The sequence below is a fragment of the Tenacibaculum pelagium genome, from assembly GCF_014062345.1.
Lineage (GTDB): Bacteria > Bacteroidota > Bacteroidia > Flavobacteriales > Flavobacteriaceae > Polaribacter > Polaribacter pelagius.
Genome location: NZ_JACGLS010000004.1, coordinates 135,791 through 154,750, shown reverse-complemented (window position 1 = coordinate 154,750; position 18,960 = coordinate 135,791). Strand labels below are relative to the sequence as shown.

Genomic DNA, 18,960 nt, shown 5'->3' with positions numbered 1-18,960 from the left:
TCGATTTGAAAGTTAACATTTTTTATGAGAAAACTAAAGAATAGCGAGTTAGGTAGAAAAACAGTTGAGGAATTTAAACAAACTAAAAAAACACCCATTATTGTGGTGCTCGACAATATCCGTAGTTTAAATAATATTGGTTCTGTTTTTAGAACTTCGGATGCTTTTTTAATCGAAAAAATTTATTTGTGCGGTATTACTGCAATGCCTCCAAACAAAGAAATTCATAAAACTGCTTTAGGGTCTACTGAATCAGTTGAATGGGAATATATAGAAGATACGTTAACTTTAGTTAATCAATTAAAAAGTGATGGTGTTTTTGTAGCTTCAATAGAACAAGCAGAAAATAGTACCATGCTGAATGATTTTACGCCTTTATCAAATAAAAAGTACGCTGTTGTAATGGGAAATGAGATAAAAGGAGTTCAGCAAGAAGTGGTTTCTGCTTCTGATGCTTGTATTGAAATACCTCAATTAGGAACCAAGCATTCGTTAAATATATCAGTAAGTTGTGGAGTTGTACTTTGGGATTTATTTGCCAAAATTACCTTATAAAGGTTAATTACTATCAATAATTGAAAAACAACCTTAAAAAGTTTGTTAATTTCTTGGCTTTCTCCCATAAACACTATACATTAGAGACTTATTTTAATCCCCCACAAAAATTGTTTAATTAAAACCCTATAATTATGGAAAACAAGAATTTACAAGAAGTGGAAATGATTTTAAACCCTGGTGGTGATACTGGTGGTATTGGTGGTGGTAGCGATACTGGTGGCACCGGAGGTACAGGTGGCGGTACTGGTGGCGGTCAAGGTGGCGATGGAAAATCTTAACTATAAAAAACAACACCTTACTCATTTAAAGTAAGGTGTTTTTAGTTTTATGAATAAAATTTCCTTCTTTTTTCTTCTTTTCTTAATAACATCTATTTCATTTTCTCAATCTAAAGATGTTGATTCTGTTTCTTATTATTTAAAAAAAGCAGATAAAATTTATGGAAGTAAAAAACTTCCTTTGCTTAAAAAAGCTGTTTTTTTTGCAGATAAATCTAATCTTGATTCTTTAATAAAAGACACTAATATTAAATTAGGTGTAGAAAGTTTTTATAATAAAGCTCTCGAAAACTTAAAGTTTTCTAATAAAAATATTACTAAACTTTACATAAAAAATAAAGATTCTTCTTTACTAGCTAAAAAACTACATTTCAAAGCTCTTGAAAATAAAATTTTATTAAATATTGACAGCGCTTATTTTTATTACTACCAATCTATTAATATTTCTAAAAAAATTAAAGACTCTTTAGCTATAGGTAGACGATTATTAAGTGTAGGTTTTTTGCAAAAAGATGCACAAGATTACTTAGGTTCTGAAATTAGTTTTATAGAAGCTTTAAAATACCTTGACCCTATCAAATCTAACATGTATTTAGAAAGGGTTTATAATGGTCTAGGATTAGTTTCTGAAGAAATAAACCAGCCTAAAGAAGCTTTAAAGTATTATAAAAAATCTCTAAAATATAATACCATAAATAAAAATAATTTAGGGTACCTATATATAATTAACAATTTAGGTTTATTATATCAAAATCAAAAGGATTATAAAAAATCAATTCTCTACTTTAAAAAAGGATTATTTCAAGATAGTATTAAAAAAAAATACTTTTCTCAATATGCCATGCTATTAGAAAATCTAGCTTTTAGTAATTATAAATTAAATAAAAAAGATAGTGTATTACATCAATATAGTCATGTTCTAAATATTAGGAAAAAACTAAAAGAGTTTGGAAAACTTTCAGCTACTCTTATTAATATTTCAAATTATTACAAAGATTTAAAACAAAATAAAAAAGCTATTTTCTATTCCGATGAAGCGTTAAAATACGCTAAGCAAACCCATAACAACAAAAAATGGTTAGAGGCATTAGAAAATCTTTCTCAACTAACTAAAGGAGAAAAATCGAAACAATACTTACGAGAATATATTACTTTAAACGATAGTCTCTTTCAAAAAGAACGTCAATTAAAAAATCAGTTTGCTAAAATTAGATACGAAACTGATAAAAAAGAAAAAGAAAACACGGTTTTAAAAACCGATAACGAAAAAAAACAAGCAGAAATAGCTTATGAAAAACAACAGAAATTAATTGGTTGGTTAGTAGCTGCAAGTGGCATTTCTTTATTCGTTTTAAGTATTATGTTTTTTGTACAACGAAGAAGAAAATTACTATTTCAAGCTCAGTTACAAAGAGTACAAGCAAGAGAACATGAACGACAACAAATTGCAAAATCCTTACACGATGAAGTTGCAGGAGACTTACGATTATTACATCAAAAATTAGAAAAATCAAACTTATTAGAAGAAGCACAAAAGCTAGATACAGTTAAAGACAATGTACGTAATTTATCGCATCAGTTAAGTAGTGTTAGTTTTGACAAGGTTTCTTTTAAAGACCAAATTATTAATCTAGTCAGTGATTATTTTGAACTTGATTTTAGAATAACGGTTACAGGTTTACAAGAATACGAGTGGCAAACTATTAATGATGCTATTAAGCGTTTACTATATTTAAGTACTCGAGAAAGTATACAAAACAGTAAAAAATATGCCGAGGCAAGTAAACTAACTATAGATTTTACCCTAGAAAAAAAATATGTACATTTGAATATTACTGATAATGGCATCGGTTTTGATACTAATATCAGTAAAAAAGGAATTGGTTTACAGAACCTACAAGAACGTGTTGAAGAGTTAAACGGAACTCTACAAATTGATAGCGAAGTAGGTAACGGAACCAAAACTAATATTCAAATACCCTTAAATGCCTGAACAAACTAAAATACTTCTAGTTGATGACCATCAATTAATTATTGAAGGTATTCTTTCGTTTTTAAAAGACATTGACAATTTAGAAATTGAGACTGTAAATTCTTGCGATGAAGCTTTTTCAAAAATAAAAACGAGTGCTCTCGACAATCCTTTCCATATTGTTTTTACCGATTTAAGTTTTGATAATAATAATGATAATGTTGTTTTAGATGGAGGTGAAGCTTTAATTAAAGCCATTCAAAAAGAAGAAATTGATATTAAAACTGGTGTAATTACAGGACATTCAGAAATTAACAGGGTGTTTAATGTAATTAATAACTTAAATCCTTCTGCTTATATTTTAAAAGGTAATTGTAGTACAGACGAATTAACCTTTGCAATTCAAAAAATGTTAAAGGGTGAAGTGTATTACACGCACGAAATTCATCAAAAACTATTAAAAAGAGCTTTGGTAGAAATCCAAATGGATGAAGTAGCTATTCAAATTTTAAAAGAGCTACCTAAACATGCTAAAATTTCTAACTTAGAAGGTTCGGTTAAAAAAAGAGATGGTTCTTTAGTTAAAGTACGTGCTATAGAAAGCAAGCTAGCTAAACTTCGTACCGATTTACAAGCCAACAATAATACTGACTTAGTATTGAAAGCCAAAGAATTAGGAATTATAGATTAACTTTTGCGGAAATCCACACTTTTTTCTGCGGAAATCCCATTTTATAGTATTAAACATCATTATATCTTTGCCTCAGAATTCAATCACTCTTGGGGAAAATTCTGAAAAAAGAAGAGATATAAAATAAACCTTTCGGGCATATGCTTGAAAGGTTTATTTATTTTACACAAAAATACTCTTCACGGAAATCCACACTTTTTTCAGCGGATATCCCCTTTTTAAACCTAAAGCTCTAACATATATTTGTAGTATCAATTTTCGTTCTACAATGAAAAAGGATATTTAAGGGGAAAAATTAACCTTCTAGAAATTTCTAGAAGGTTTTTTTATTTATAACATTTTATAAATTCGGAAAATCACACTTTTTTCAGCGGAAATCCCCTTTTTAAATCTAAACTTCTAACATACATTTGTAATGTTCTTTTGAACAAAACATTAAGGGGAATTTAAAAACGTAAAAAAATGGGGAAATTTTTACTTACAAAAACTACTAAGGGGATTAATAGTTTTTTTTCAGCATTAGCTGAGTATGGAAAAGGAGCTAGTTATGCTTTAAGACACTAAGCAAACTAACCAACAAAAATGTAAACCTTCTAGAAAATCTAGAAGGTTTTTTATTATTTAACAATAAATTTACAATATAGTATCTTTATAAAAACACTTAATTCTCCTTTTATCTTACGAAAAAACCTATAAGGAGTTGATTTTCTTTATAAAACTCAAGAAAACCGAAAATTTATAATCAATAAAATGTTCTTTTTACTGAGTTTAAATCATCAAAAATGAGCTTAATTTATTAAAAACACAGTAATCTACACATATTATTACAGCTCTCGTTTTTCTTAAGATAACACATAATATTTCTTTGCAATATTCTTTATCTAATATACTTTTGTACCGTTCATTTTGAACAAAAAAACAAGGGATTTAAAAAGAGGAAAATGGGGAAATTATTACTACAAAAGACAACGGGAATTTTAAATAAATTTTCAACTACTTTATCAGAGTTTGGAAAAGGAGCTAGTTATGCTTTAAGACACTAAGCAAAACTAACCAACAAAATGTAAACCTTCTAGAAAATCTAGAAGGTTTTTTTATTCTCATAAGTATAAATTGTAAATTGCTGTTTTAACCTTTCATCACAATTTAAATGGCTAAATATATTGTTGCGTTAGACCAAGGTACAACGAGTTCTCGTTCGGTAATTATTAATGAGTCTGGAGAAATTGTTGCTATGAATCAGCAAGAGTTTCAACAAATATTTCCAAAATCTGGTTGGGTAGAACATAATGCTTTAGAAATCTTGGAAACTCAGCTTTTTACCTTAAAAAAGGTAATTCAACAAGCCAATATTAAAGCTACAGAAATTGTAGGAATCGGAATTACCAATCAGCGAGAAACAACTGTTGTTTGGAATAAAAAAACAGGAAAACCAATCTATAACGCTATTGTTTGGCAAGATAAGCGTACCGCTAATATTTGTGAACATCTTAAAGGAAAAGGATTAGAAAATCATATTCGTAAAACTACAGGTTTGGTTATCGATAGTTATTTTTCTGCAACTAAAATCAATTGGATTTTAAACAATGTAGATGGCGCAAAAACTGAAGCAGAAAAGGGGAATTTACTTTTTGGAACTATAGACACCTGGTTGTTATGGAACTTAACTAATGGTGCTGTACATGCAACCGATTATAGTAATGCTTCTCGCACAATGCTATACGACATCAAAAACTTAACATGGAGTGAAACTTTATTAAAAGAATTAGAAATTCCATTATCTATGCTTCCCGAAGTTAAACCATCCTCGCATCATTTTGGAAATTACGAATTAGATGGAGTTCAAATTCCTATTGCAGGAATTGCTGGCGATCAACAAGCAGCTTTATTCGGTCAAGCTTGTTTTAACAAAGGTGAAGCTAAAAACACCTATGGTACAGGGTGTTTTATGTTGATGAATACTGGTGAAGAGCTCGAATATTCTAAAAACGGATTGTTAACCACCATCGCTTGGGGAATAGATAATAAGGTATATTATGCTTTAGAAGGAAGTGTTTTTGTTGCTGGGTCTGCAATTCAATGGTTACGAGACGGATTACAAATTATAAACGATGCTAAAGAAAGTGAAGCTTTAGCTGAAAGTATAAAAGAAGAAAACCCTGTATATATAGTTCCTGCTTTTGCTGGTTTAGGTGCACCCTATTGGGATATGTATGCTCGCGGTGCTGTATTTGGTTTAACTCGCGATACAGGTAAAAATCATTTAATCAAAGCAACCTTAGATTCGTTAGCTTATCAAACCAAAGACATTTTAGATGTAATGCAAAAAGATAGCGAAGTAGCATTGACATCTTTAAAAGTTGATGGTGGTGCTTGTGCTAATAGTTATTTAATGCAATTTCAAGCAGATATTTTAAATACTGAAGTAGAGCGTCCAGAAATTATTGAAACAACTATAATGGGTGCTGCATATTTAGCAGGAATTTGTGTTGGTTTATGGAAACAAGATGATATTCTAGATAGACGTAAAATTAGTAATACCTTCTCTCCTACTTTTTCAAACGAAAAAAGAGAAAAATTATATGCCAAATGGCAAAAAGCTGTTGAACGCACTAAAGATTGGATTGATTAAATATTAAGATATGGCTAAGTTTTACGATAAAATAACCAATAGAATTCAGAAGTTTATAGAAGCTCAAAAAGTGTTTTTTGTGGCTACTTCACCTAAAGACGGACGCATTAATTTATCTCCAAAAGGCATGGACTCTTTTCGAGTATTAAATGAAAATCGTGTTGCTTGGTTAAGTGTTACAGGAAGTGGTAACGAAACCTCAGCACATTTATTAGACGACAACAGAATAACTATTATGTTTTGTGCTTTTGAAGACGCTCCTAATATTCTACGTTTATATGGAAAAGCCACTGAAATATTACCTGAAAATCCTGAGTGGGACAATTTAATTTCTCAATTTCCATCTTTATCTGGAACGCGACAAATTTTTGATGTAGCAGTTGAGAGTATTCAAACCTCCTGTGGAATGTCTATCCCTTTTTACGAGTATCAAGGTGAACGAAATGAATTACTAGATTGGGCAGAAGAAAAAGGGCCTAAGAATATTGAGCAATATTGGAAAGATAGAAATCAAACCAGTATTGATGGTTTGAATACTAAATTTAAAGAATAATGAGAAAAATATTAGGGTTTGTTTTTTTATTAATTGCTTGTTTTCTAACAATATATTCTCTCCGTGCGATTTACCTCAATCCAAACATATTTTTAACAGCTAAACAGTTAATCAATGGTTATTTTGGTAAATACACTTTAGTTATTTTTTTTTTAATGGAGGTTATTTTGTCTTAATTTTCTTATTGTTTAAACTTGGTTTTAAATGGACAAGGTTATTAAACAAAACAATAGAAACATAACTAAGTTATTGGAGAATTCTCAAACCCTGATAAAAATCATATTTTAAACTAATAGCTAGACTTATTTTTGAAGTAAAATATAAGGTAATGGTACAGTTGGTTAATATCCCCTTAGTTTCTTGGACAAACGGAACAATTATGATAGCAATCTTTGGTTTTGTTTGTTTAGGGTTGATCGCTACTCTTTTAATTCTTGTTAATAGCGGTAAGAAAAAAAAGTAATATTGGTTTTTAATAGTAGATTAAAAAAAGAGTTCCGTTTAAAAACGGAACTCTTTTTCTTTTTTATTTAAAGGCATTTAACCCAGTAACATCCAATCCTGTAATTAGTAAGTGGATGTCATGTGTTCCTTCGTAAGTAATTACACTTTCTAAATTCATAGAATGGCGCATAATAGAATATTCTCCAGAAATACCCATACCACCTAACATTTGTCTAGCTTCTCTAGCAATTTTTATTGCCATATCTACATTATTACGTTTAGCCATAGATATTTGAGCAGAAGTTGCTTTTCCTTCATTTCTAAGTACTCCTAATCGCCATGCTAATAATTGAGCTTTGGTAATTTCAGTAATCATTTCAGCTAATTTCTTTTGTTGTAGTTGAAACTGACCTATTGGCTTACCAAACTGCATTCTTTCTTTCGAATATCTTAAAGCAGTATCATAACAATCCATTGCAGCACCTATCGCTCCCCATGCAATACCATATCTAGCAGAATCTAAACAACCTAATGGAGCTCCTAATCCTGATTTATTAGGTAATAAATTTTCTTTCGGAACTTTTACATTATCAAAAATCAATTCTCCAGTAGAAGATGCTCTTAACGACCATTTGTTATGCGTTTCTGGAGTCGAAAAACCTTCCATTCCACGCTCAACAATCAATCCGTGAATTCTTCCTTCTTCATTCTTTGCCCAAACAACTGCTACTTGTGCAAAAGGTGCGTTAGAAATCCACATTTTAGCTCCATTTAAAAGATAGTGGTCTCCCATATCTTTAAACTTCGTTTCCATTCCTCCAGGGTTCGATCCGTGGTTAGGCTCCGTTAAACCAAAACATCCCATCCATTCACCAGAAGCTAATTTTGGTAAATATTTATTACGTTGCGCTTCATTTCCGTATTTCCAAATAGGATACATTACTAAAGACGATTGTACGGAAGCCGTACTACGAACACCCGAATCACCACGTTCTATTTCTTGCATAATTAAACCATAAGAAATTTGATCTAATCCAGCTCCTCCATATTCTTCAGGAATATAAGGTCCAAAAGCTCCAATTTCTGCTAAACCACCAATAATTTGTGTTGGAAATTCAGCACGTTGTGCATACTCTTCTATAATTGGCGACACATCTCGCTTTACCCACTCTCTTGAGGCATCACGAACTAATTTATGTTCTTCATTTAACAAATCATCTATTTGATAATAATCCGGCGCTTGAAATAAATCGGGTTTCATAAGTTTCTTATATAATTTAGTTTTTGTTTTAAGGGTAATTAAATACACCTGTTTTTAATTAAAAGTGTATTGTCTCAAAAATAGGTAAAAAAATGGTTTTTACTATAGGTTTATGTATGTTTGTATTAGATGAGGTTTACATTAGGACAAGAAGAGCGATTAAAAAGCAAAAAATTAATCGGAAAGTTATATGAAGAAGGAAAATCTATAAAAGTTTTTCCTTTACGAATGGTGTATGTGCCAGCGAAACAGGAAATGAAATTTCCTGTACAAGTTGGTGTTTCTGTGCCTAAACGAAATTTTAAAAAAGCAGCAGATCGTAATCGCATAAAACGCTTATTACGAGAAGTATATCGAAAAGAAAAACAAGTTGTTTACGATGGGGTTAAAGAACCATATGTGTTTATGATTTCTTATATTGCAAAGGATGAATGGAAATATGCCGATTTAGAGCATAAAATGAAGAAATTATTAACGCTTTTTTTAGCAGAAACTTCTAAGGATGAAAAATAGAAAAATACTTTTTGTTGGATCCCTCGTTATTATCTCGCTCCTATTCTCGTTTCAATCTCGATTTTTTGAAATCGCCAAACAAATTGAGATTTACAACAACTTATTTAAAGAGTTAAACATTAATTATATTGATGAAATTAACCCTGGTGAGCTTACTAATAAAGCAATTAAAAACACCTTAAAAAACTTAGATCCTTATACTAATTTTTACAATGAGCAAGCAGTTGAAGACGCTCGTATTCGTAGAGAAGGAGAATATGGTGGTATCGGTATTTCTTCATTTTATATAAAAAAAGGAATTGTAATCGCAGAAGTTTATAAAGGTTTTTCAGCTGATAAAGCTGGCTTAAAAGCTGGTGACCTTATTACTACTGTAAATGGTCAAGAATTAGCTGAGCTTGAGAAAAGTCAATACTCTCAAATGGTAAAAGGAACTCCCAATAAGAAAATTTCTTTAGTTATTGATAGGAATGGGAAAACTCAAAACATTAATTTAACCTTAGATAAGGTTGTTGTAAATCCTGTGCCTTTTTACGATATGATTGATGATGAAACAGGGTATATTATTTTAACTCGTTTTACCAGCCGAAAAGCAACCGAAGGAGTTTCTAAAGCATTTAAAGAATTGAAAGAAAAAGGAATGAAAAAACTGGTATTCGATTTACGTAGCAATCCAGGAGGTTCTTTATTCGATGCTGTAAATATTACCAATTTATTTATTCCTAAAGGGCTAAAAGTTGTTGATACTAGAGGAAAGATTAAAAAAAATAGTAGAACTTATAAAACAAATAGAGAACCTTTAGATACCGAAATACCAGTAGTAGTATTAATTGATGGACGCTCAGCTTCTGCTTCCGAAATTGTTTCTGGTGCACTACAAGACTACGACCGTGCTGTGGTAATGGGTGAACGATCATTTGGAAAAGGTTTAGTACAGCGTTACTTTGAATTGAATTATGGTACGCAAATGAAAGCTACAATTTCTAAATACTATACACCTAGTGGACGATGTATTCAAGAATTAGATTATGCAAATCGTGATTTAAAAACAGGAAAAGTTCCTAAATTTTCTGATGGTGAAGTAAATCTATTTACAACTCAAAATGGACGCACAGTATATGATGGTGGTGGTGTAACTCCTGATGTAAAAATGGATTTCTCTAAAAAAACGGATGAAACAAAATCGTTATTAAAATCAAAAGCTATTTTTAATTTTGTTACAGATTTTGCGAATCAAACCTCAAGAATATCTAGTGAAGGTTTCGCGTTTACTCCATCAAACTTTAATAATTTTAAAAACTACCTTTTAACAAAGGATACTGCTTTTGTAACTAAAGAAGAAAAATTATTTAAGAAAGCTTATAAATCAGTAAAAAACAACAATGAAATTACTACTGATTTCAACTCAATTCTTCAAAAATTGAAAGAAGAAAAAGTAACTAAAATAGCTTTGAATGAAGATGTTGTTTCAAAAGAAATAGAAAACGAAATTGTAAAACGATACAATTATAAAGAGGGGATGTATAAGCATCAGTTAAAAAATGATAAAACCATTAAAAAAGCTGTTGATTTATTAAAAAACCAAAAAGAATACCGCAGCATTTTAACCAAATAACATCAACTACATAATTTGTATCTTTGACCTTTAAAAAACATATGTCAAAACCTAACCATAAAGAACGTACCAGAGCACAAGAATCTACAAATGCCATTGAGCGTTTATACATTTCTATGCGACACTTATTTAGTCGTGGATTTTATAAACCAATGGGAGTATCTGGTGAAACATTAAGAAAATCATTATTATCATTACGCCCAGAGATCTATGGATCGATTGCTGAAGATAAAACAGAATTAAACGGATTAGTTTACGTAATCGAACGTTTACCAGAAGGAATAGAAGAATGTCAGTTTATTAATTTAACTGCCGATGAAGGATTTAGAAATTCTAAATTCGAAGTAATTATTCCTCCTAAAAGAAGACGTAATTGTTATCGTATTGATAAAGATCAAATGAATATTGAAATTACGCGTGGGCGATCAGAAATTTATGATATTCTTACCCACCTTACTTTCTTATTTATTGAATCTCATAAAATTAAAGAACGTGTAGTTATTAACAACGGTAAAGGTTTTATTCGTGAGTGGTTGCATTTAGAAGACATTGTTTTATATAATAAAACACTTACTGATGAAGAAAAAGATGTTATTGTAGTTCACCTAGGTAATATTTTAGGAAGAACTTATGATGAAGTTTACGATGCTTACAATACATTCTCAACAGAAGACAACCCAAATCGTTTCTTCCATCTAATTTACTGGTTAGGTAAACTCGCCATTAATGAAGCTTTATTTGATGAAAAGCGTTCTATAAAGTTTAGTTCTGTATTAAACGAAGAAATAGGACATCACTTTTATGGTGAACTTTGGGCAAATAATATTAAAAAGAACTTATTAGAAAACGATTTATTAGAGCGTCCAATTCATATTATTAGTGCAAACATGCATAGTGTTTTAAACTCTATTTATGCACCAAACGCACTACCAAAAGAGGCTAAAAAACATAAAGGTTTTGAACTGTTCGAAGTGTTAAGTAATTCTAACAGTCAACCATTACAAAAGGCTGTTAAAAACTACGCTTCAGAAAACGGGTTGATCTATTTAAAAGATACTTCAGGTACCAATATCAATGTACAAATTATTGATACTGAAAAAATAGATATGAACACTACTCCTTTCGAAAAGAAAAATTCTATTGGAGAGAAACCTGTTATTGTAGTAATGGATTATGCTTTTGGTGAGCAAGCTTACGAAACAATGGATGAACTTTTAAAACCATATAAAACAGGAGGGAAATCTATACACTTAGATGTTGTTTCTGTATCAATTATGGGTAAAGCTGGTATTTTAGAAGGTGGTAAAGGAGATATTATGATTCCTTCTTCACATATTTTTGAAGGTACTGCAGATAACTATCCATTTAACAACGAACTAACTAAAGAAGATTTAGAAGGTTTCGGAGTACAATCTTTTGACGGTGCTATGGTTAGTGTGCTAGGTACTTCTTTACAAAATAAAGATTTATTAAAGTTCTTTCACGATTCAACATGGAATGTTATCGGTTTAGAAATGGAAGGAGCTCATTACCAAAAAGCAATTCAGTCTAATTCTAAAATTAGAGGAAACGTGCGTGAAGATATAAAAGTACGTTATGCGTATTATGCTTCGGATAACCCGCTAGAAACGGGTGCTACACTTGCTTCTGGAGGTTTAGGAATGAGTGGTGTAACACCAACTTATGCTATTACTCAGAAAATATTAGAACAAATATTTTAATCGCTGATAAACAGCAAAAAATAAACTTAAAACAAAGACTTCTTTTAATTTAAAAAGAGGTCTTTGTTCTTTAAAATAAGAAATGGTATTGTTCTATATTTGCACACAACAACACAACAACACACAAAATGAATATTTTAATTTTAGGTTCAGGTGGTAGAGAACACGCCTTTACTAAAAAGCTTTCTGAAAGCACTAAAATCAACAAACTTTTTGTAGCACCTGGTAACGCAGGAACCAATGAAATAGCTACAAATCTTAATCTAAGTCCAACCAATTTTCCTCAAGTAAAAGAAGCCGTTTTACAACACAATATAAACATGGTTGTGGTAGGGCCTGAAGCTCCTTTAGTAGAAGGTGTACATGATTTCTTTTTAGCTGATAATGAGTTGAAAAACATTCCTGTAATAGGCCCTAAAAAAGACGGAGCTTTATTAGAAGGAAGTAAAGACTTTTCGAAACAGTTTATGATAAAACATAACATACCTACTGCAAAATATCAATCATTTACTTCAGCTACTTTAAACGAAGGAAAAAGTTTCTTAGAAACATTAGAGCCTCCTTTTGTTTTAAAAGCAGATGGATTAGCAGCTGGTAAAGGTGTTTTGATTTTAAACGATTTAGAAGAAGCTAAATCTGAGTTAGAAGAAATGCTTTCGAATCAAAAATTTGGAGCAGCATCCTCTACTGTAGTTATTGAAGAGTTTTTAAAAGGTATTGAGCTTTCTGTTTTCGTTTTAACTGACGGAAAGAATTATAAAATATTACCTTCTGCCAAAGATTACAAACGTATTGGCGAAGGAGATACTGGTTTAAATACAGGCGGAATGGGAGCAATTTCTCCAGTTCCTTTTGCTACAGATGATTTCTTACAAAAAGTAGAAGAACTAGTTGTAAAACCTACTGTAAATGGCTTACAGAAAGACGGAATTGACTATCGTGGATTTATTTTTATCGGATTAATGAATGATAATGGAAATCCATCGGTAGTTGAATACAATGTTCGTATGGGTGACCCTGAAACGGAAGTTGTTTTACCAAGAATTCAATCTGATTTAGTAGATTTATTCGAAGGAGTAGCAAATCAAAATTTACACGAAAAATCTTATGAGGTAACACCACAAACAGCAACTACTGTAATGTTAGTTTCTGGCGGATATCCTGAAGCCTACGAAAAAGGAAAAGAAATTACCGGTTTTAATGCAGTAGAAGATTCAATAGTTTTTCATGCAGGTACTGCTATAAAAGACGATAAAGTTGTTACTAATGGTGGTCGTGTAATGGCAATTACATCTTTTGGAAATTCAATCGAAGAAGCGCTAGAAAAATCATATAAAAGCATCGATAAAATAACCTTTGATAAAATAAATTATCGAAAAGATATTGGATTCGATTTAAAGTAAGTCCTACTTAAAACATAACCGGATTTTCATAAAGTCTTGCAAAAACAAGACATTACACCTTAATTTGTTAATAAAAATAGGGTTAACCCTACCTCATTAGGGTTAACCCTTAGATGTCAATTAGGGTTATTGGGTATTGCATAATTATTCATTCTACTATAGTTTAGCTATATCATGCATGATTAATTATTTAACTTAAAAATTTTTATTATGAAAAAACTATTTTTTAAAATGATAGCTATGAGTTTATTTTTAGCAATCGTTTCTTGTCAATCAAATGATGATCTTAATGACTTAAAAGCTGAAGAAATGAGTATAACTCAGTTTTTCGATAAAGTTTCATCTATGGAGTTACAAACCTCAAAAAAGAATGTTATTTATATTGAATATTCCTATGACAAAGAGAATGAAACTATAGAATATTTACAATCAAAAGAAAAAGAATTTCCATACCCTATTTATTTATCTGGAAAAACTGCTAAGGCCGAAGGTTATACTGTTTCATGTGAAATGGGAGGCACTGGTAGTGATAATTGGAGTGAAGATTGTTCTTCAGCGTGGAAATGTGGAAAACTGGCAAAAAAATGTTTAGATGCTGGTGGATGTGCTACTGTATGTGCTGCTCAAATGGCTTATCTACCAGATTCAAAGGAGTTTATAATTTTAGATTCAACAGAGTTTATAAATTTTGAAGAATAGATTAAACTTATTATATTACGTTGGGTTAAGTTATTCTAACTTAACCCTTCTTATTAATTTTATTTTACATCTCTTTTTCTAAAGTAAACGAGAATTCTGATCCTTTACCAAAATCACTCTTTAAAAGGATTGTTTCATTGTGAGCTTCGATAATATGTTTTACAATCGACAAACCTAAACCAGAACCTCCTTGTTCTCGAGAACGACTCTGATCTACTCTATAAAAACGTTCAAATAAACGAGAAACATGTTCTTGTTTTATCCCTTCACCATCATCAGCTACTTTAATAATAAATTTATTTGGGTTGTAAGACTCTATACTTACCGTAGTTGTTCCACCTACTTTACCATATTTTATAGAATTTACAACTAAGTTGATTAGTACTTGTTCTATTCTCTCTACATCTCCTTTTACAAAATAAGGGAACTCATAAATACGATCGAAAACCAAATTAATATTTCGTTTTTTAGCTTTCATTTCAAATAAATCGAACACATTTTGTATCAATTCTAAGATGTTAAATGTTTCGATATTCATTTTCATTCCCTCTGTTTCTAATTTAGCAATCATGTCTAAATCTTTAATAATAGAGGTTAATCTTTCTACTCCTTTATTTGCTCTGTTAAGGTATTTTGTTCTTATTTCTTCATCTTCAGCAGCGCCCTCTATTAAAGTTAAAATATAACCTTGTACGGTAAATAATGGTGTTTTTAATTCGTGGGCTACATTTCCTAAAAAATCTCTACGAAAAGAATCTCGTTGAGTTAATAAAGCTATTTCTTCACTTTTTCCTTGTACGTATTCTTGTACACTTTTGGTTAGTGCTTCAATATCTGTTGTTACTTTTTTTCTTTCTAAATCATTAACATCTAAAATAGAAATGTCTTCGTACAACTTTTTAACACGTTGATAAATAAAATATTCTGCTCTGTATTGTATAACAAAAAAAGATACCACAAACATTGCTACCCCAAAAACCAGTACAGTACCTACACCTAATAAATTAACTAAAAAAAGGTAAGAAAGTAAAGCGATTATAACAGATAACGAGGTAGAATAAAATGCCGACCAAAGTGCATACCTGTATGTTTTTTTTATTTTTTTCACTTATTAAATATATTAATATAAAAAAATAGATTGCTGTTGAGCAATCTACATTTTTAGTTTTTTATTTTTCAGAATCTTCTAAAACAAACTTGTACCCTACTCCTTTTACGGTTTTAAAAAAATCGTCTCCAATTTTTTCACGTAACTTACGAATATGTACATCTATTGTTCTACCTCCAACTACTACTTCGTTACCCCAAACACTATCTAAAATAACTTCTCTTTTAAATACTTTTCCTGGTTTAGAAGTTAATAACGAAAATAGTTCGAACTCTTTTCTTGGTAATGCTATTTTTTTATCTCCTTTAAAAACAACATATTCATCTCTATTAATAACGATATCACCTATTTTGGTGGTAGCATCTCCTTTTTCTTCTGTTTTTAAACGACGTAATAACGATTTTACTTTACTAACCAATACTTTTGGTTTTACTGGTTTGGTAATATAATCATCGGCACCAGCATCGAAACCTGCAACTTGCGAATAATCTTCACCACGAGCAGTTAAAAAAGAAATAATTACATCTTCTAACGACTTAATATTTCTAATTTTTTCGCATGCTTCGATACCATCCATCTCTGGCATCATAATGTCTAATAAAATCAAATGAGGTTGTACCTTTTTAGCTTTCTTAACAGCTTCTATTCCGTTCTCAGCTGTAAATACTTGATATCCTTCTGATTTTAAATTATAACCTACGATTTCTAAAATATCTGGTTCATCATCTACAAGTAAAATTTTAACATCGCTAGTATTCATAGTTTGTTTTTATATTGTGTTACCCAAAAGTAACGATTAATTTACAAATGTTGTACAGTCTTATTTAACTTAACGTTCTTTTAATCTTTAATAAACATTGGCTTTAAAATTTAGAAATTTTAACTCTTTTTGTATCTTTATACAAATTGTTTTCTATGAAACTTATTCCTTCTTTTGGTGAAATATCATCCAAAACTAAAGATGCTTTTAAACGTTTTCCTGTAACTATTTCATGGGCAATACTAGGAACTTTGTTTACTATATATACTGTTGAATCTGGTGATTTTGATGACATTTTTTACGGTAAAATAATTCTAACATTCATACTCGGAATTAGTTGGTTTATCGCAGCACGTTTTTTTGAGGAACAATTTAAAACCAGTAAAGAGTGGTTTATGGTTATTCCTTTTGTGTTTATGTTGGCATTTTATTTTCATTTACCTAGCGATAAAACACGTTTTAATAATGAATTTATTATTCGTTTTATTCTTTATTTTATCAGTGGGCATTTAATGGTGTTTGTAGCTCCTTTTATTTTAAAATGGAATAAATCGGCTTATTTTAATTACCTAAAATCGGTTTTTGTTGCTATTGTACGAAGCTTGTTTTTCTCTTTAATTCTGTATTTAGGAATCGTTTTAGCACTACTTGCTGTAAAACATTTATTTAATGTTGATATTAAAGGAGAGCGCTTTTTTCAGATATTTATTATCTGTTTAGGTATTGTAAATACTTGGATTTACTTGTCTGATTTCCCAAAAGATATTCACTCGCAAATAGCGATAGATTATACCAAAGCTTTAGAAGTATTGGTAAAGTATATTTTAATTCCACTAGTAATTTTATACCTCATCATTTTATATGCTTACAGTTTAAAAATTGTAATTAACTGGAACTTACCTAAAGGATGGGTTTCGTACTTAGTAATTGCGCTATCGTTTCTTGGGTTTATCATTCAAATACTAATAAACCCGATTCAGAAAACATCAGATTCGCGTCCTATAAAAAGATTCCATCCTTGGTTTTACTATTTATTATTGCCTTTAATAGGATTGCTATTTGTAGCTATTTTTAAGAGAGTAAACGAATACGGAATTACCGAAAACCGTTATTTTGTATTGGTTTTAGCTTTGTGGATTTTAGCCATGACACTGTATATGTTGTTTAGTAAACATAAAAGAATACGCGTTTTTCCGTTAAGTTTAGCTGCAATTGCATTAGTAGTTTCATTAGGGTTTTGGGGCGCATTTTCGGTGTCTACCAAAAGTCAGGTTTCGAGATTCGAAAAAGTATACAACGATATTAAAAATACTGATTTTACTACCACTTATCAGAAGAAAGACCAATTACGATCTATTATTAATTACTTAAATAAAAAAGAGGCAATAGATAAAGTAGCACCTGTTTTAGGTTACAAACCGTCAACAGCATTTAATACTAAAAGCAGTTGGCAGTTACAAAGTAAATTAATGGATACGTTGGCTATTAAAGTTACCGATAAACCAGCAGATAAGTATCGAAACTACCATTATAGTATTAATGAGTTTAATATGCTAATAGATATAAAAGGTTATGATTTGTTGAAAAATATTTATCTAGGAAACAGTGGTAATAAAAAAGAAAAAACAATTGATAAATATCGCTTTTCGTTACAAGAAGAATCGAATATAATTGCAATTTGGAAAGAAGATGAGCTTATTGGTAATATTAACTGCTCTGAGTTAATTAATAAACTTAAACAACAAGATAAAAACTATAATATTGATAGTTCGTTAATGACTTTAGAAAAAGAAATAGCTTCATTAAAAGTAAAGATGCTGTTTAAAAGTATTTCTATGCCTAACCCAAACAAAGAAGACAAAAACTATATGGTTAATGCTAACACCTATATTTTAATTAAAGAAAATGCTGAATAAAACCAACATACAAAACATCTTATTTTTAGATATAGAAACGGTACCTGAGATAGAATTATTTGAAGATTTATCTGAGGAAAAGCAAGAACTATATGCCTTAAAAACACAATACCAACGTAAAGATGAAGTTTCTGCTGAAGATTTTTACCATCGCGCGGGTATTTGGGCAGAGTTTGGTAAAATAATCTGTATTTCTGTTGGGTATTTTATAGAAAGAGACGGTATAAACCAATTACGAGTTACTTCTTTTTATGGCGATAATGAAACTAAAATTTTAACCGATTTTAAAGAATTAATCGACAAGCATTTTAATTTAAACAAACACCTACTATGTGCGCATAATGGTAAAGAATTTGACTTTCCGTACATAGCACGTAGAATGATTATTAACCGAGTAGATTTACCTAAAAAACTAAACTTATTTGGTAAAAAACCATGGGAAATACCACATTTAGATACGATGGACTTGTGGAAATTTGGCGATTATAAACATTTTACTTCATTAAAATTATTAACCTCTATTTTAGGCATACCCTCACCCAAACAAGATATTGATGGTAGCGAAGTAGCCAATGTGTATTATAAAGAAAAAAACCTGCCTCGTATTGTTGAATATTGCGAACGCGATACTGTAGCGGTTGCGCAGTTGTTACTACGTTTTTTAAACAAACCTTTGTTAGATGATAAAAACATTGTAACCATTTAAGTAAAATACTTTTTGTTTAGTTGACGATAATTATTACATTTAACTCAGAAAATTGCTAAAGAAATAGTCCCCTATTCCTTTTTATTTTTTAACCTGTTGATGATATTTTTCTTTACGGATGCTCGTAAAG

The 18,960-nt window shown here is 30.4% G+C and carries 17 protein-coding genes; 14 read left to right on the top strand and 3 right to left on the bottom strand.

Translation table 11 applies throughout. The features are described 5' to 3' along the window. Positions 1–24: 24 nt before the first annotated feature. The 7 genes from H3Z83_RS09675 to H3Z83_RS12985 all read left to right on the top strand — a co-directional run bounded on the left by H3Z83_RS09675 (position 25) and on the right by H3Z83_RS12985 (position 7,147). Positions 25–555 carry an RNA methyltransferase gene (locus tag H3Z83_RS09675; RefSeq protein ID WP_182125287.1) on the top strand — a complete coding sequence of 177 codons (531 nt, stop codon included), beginning with the start codon at positions 25–27 and terminating at the stop codon, positions 553–555. A gap of 134 nt (positions 556–689) precedes the next feature. After that, positions 690–836 (top strand): hypothetical protein, encoded by a 147-nt coding sequence (locus tag H3Z83_RS09670; protein WP_182125286.1) that lies wholly within the window; start codon positions 690–692, stop codon positions 834–836. A gap of 49 nt (positions 837–885) precedes the next feature. Continuing rightward, positions 886–2,829, top strand: a complete 1,944-nt coding sequence (locus H3Z83_RS09665) for a tetratricopeptide repeat-containing sensor histidine kinase (RefSeq protein ID WP_182125285.1) — start codon at positions 886–888, stop codon at positions 2,827–2,829. After that, positions 2,822–3,499, top strand: a complete 678-nt coding sequence (locus H3Z83_RS09660) for a response regulator transcription factor (protein WP_182125284.1) — start codon at positions 2,822–2,824, stop codon at positions 3,497–3,499. The genes H3Z83_RS09665 and H3Z83_RS09660 overlap by 8 nt, the downstream gene beginning before the upstream one ends. A 1,150-nt stretch (positions 3,500–4,649) precedes the next feature. Continuing rightward, positions 4,650–6,131 (top strand): glycerol kinase GlpK, encoded by a 1,482-nt coding sequence (glpK, locus tag H3Z83_RS09655; protein ID WP_182125283.1) that lies wholly within the window; start codon positions 4,650–4,652, stop codon positions 6,129–6,131. Between the two features lie 10 nt (positions 6,132–6,141). Next, the gene (locus tag H3Z83_RS09650) at positions 6,142–6,684 is read left to right on the top strand and encodes a pyridoxamine 5'-phosphate oxidase family protein (protein ID WP_182125282.1); all 543 of its coding nucleotides are present in this window, start codon (positions 6,142–6,144) and stop codon (positions 6,682–6,684) included. A 328-nt stretch (positions 6,685–7,012) separates the two neighbouring features. Further along, on the top strand, positions 7,013–7,147 hold the full coding sequence (locus H3Z83_RS12985; protein ID WP_262889562.1) for a hypothetical protein: 135 nt from the start codon (positions 7,013–7,015) through the stop codon (positions 7,145–7,147). Between the two features lie 63 nt (positions 7,148–7,210). Here H3Z83_RS12985 and H3Z83_RS09645 read toward each other — a convergent pair whose 3' ends face one another. Then, the gene (locus H3Z83_RS09645; protein ID WP_182125281.1) at positions 7,211–8,389 is read right to left on the bottom strand and encodes an acyl-CoA dehydrogenase family protein; all 1,179 of its coding nucleotides are present in this window, start codon (positions 8,387–8,389) and stop codon (positions 7,211–7,213) included. A 129-nt stretch (positions 8,390–8,518) separates the two neighbouring features. Here H3Z83_RS09645 and rnpA point away from each other — a divergent pair, with 129 nt between their 5' ends. The 5 genes from rnpA to H3Z83_RS09620 all read left to right on the top strand — a co-directional run bounded on the left by rnpA (position 8,519) and on the right by H3Z83_RS09620 (position 14,340). Next, positions 8,519–8,902, top strand: coding sequence for a ribonuclease P protein component (gene rnpA / locus H3Z83_RS09640; protein ID WP_182125280.1), 384 nt, complete (start codon positions 8,519–8,521; stop codon positions 8,900–8,902). Next, positions 8,892–10,517 (top strand): S41 family peptidase, encoded by a 1,626-nt coding sequence (locus tag H3Z83_RS09635; RefSeq protein WP_182125279.1) that lies wholly within the window; start codon positions 8,892–8,894, stop codon positions 10,515–10,517. Before rnpA ends, H3Z83_RS09635 begins: the two co-directional genes overlap by 11 nt. Positions 10,518–10,558: 41 nt before the next feature. Next, entirely contained in the window at positions 10,559–12,238 is a 1,680-nt protein-coding gene (locus H3Z83_RS09630; protein WP_182125278.1) for a DUF6909 family protein, read from the top strand. 128 nt (positions 12,239–12,366) lie between these two features. Then, entirely contained in the window at positions 12,367–13,641 is a 1,275-nt protein-coding gene (gene purD / locus H3Z83_RS09625; RefSeq protein ID WP_182125277.1) for a phosphoribosylamine--glycine ligase, read from the top strand. 210 nt (positions 13,642–13,851) lie between these two features. Beyond that, a complete protein-coding gene (locus H3Z83_RS09620; RefSeq protein ID WP_182125276.1) occupies positions 13,852–14,340 on the top strand; it encodes a hypothetical protein in 489 nt (162 codons plus the stop codon). Positions 14,341–14,404: 64 nt separating this feature from the next. On the opposite strand, the gene H3Z83_RS09615 is transcribed toward H3Z83_RS09620, so the two are convergent. Together H3Z83_RS09615 and H3Z83_RS09610 are read right to left on the bottom strand one after the other, a co-directional pair. Next, complete coding sequence (locus tag H3Z83_RS09615; protein WP_182125275.1) at positions 14,405–15,448, bottom strand: sensor histidine kinase; 1,044 nt, start codon at positions 15,446–15,448, stop codon at positions 14,405–14,407. 61 nt (positions 15,449–15,509) lie between these two features. Continuing rightward, the gene (locus tag H3Z83_RS09610; protein ID WP_182125274.1) at positions 15,510–16,208 is read right to left on the bottom strand and encodes a response regulator transcription factor; all 699 of its coding nucleotides are present in this window, start codon (positions 16,206–16,208) and stop codon (positions 15,510–15,512) included. 155 nt (positions 16,209–16,363) lie between these two features. Here H3Z83_RS09610 and H3Z83_RS09605 point away from each other — a divergent pair, with 155 nt between their 5' ends. Next, a complete protein-coding gene (locus H3Z83_RS09605; RefSeq protein WP_182125273.1) occupies positions 16,364–18,124 on the top strand; it encodes a DUF4153 domain-containing protein in 1,761 nt (586 codons plus the stop codon). Then, positions 18,114–18,830, top strand: coding sequence for a 3'-5' exonuclease (locus tag H3Z83_RS09600; protein WP_182125272.1), 717 nt, complete (start codon positions 18,114–18,116; stop codon positions 18,828–18,830). The genes H3Z83_RS09605 and H3Z83_RS09600 overlap by 11 nt, the downstream gene beginning before the upstream one ends. Positions 18,831–18,960 lie beyond the last annotated feature (130 nt).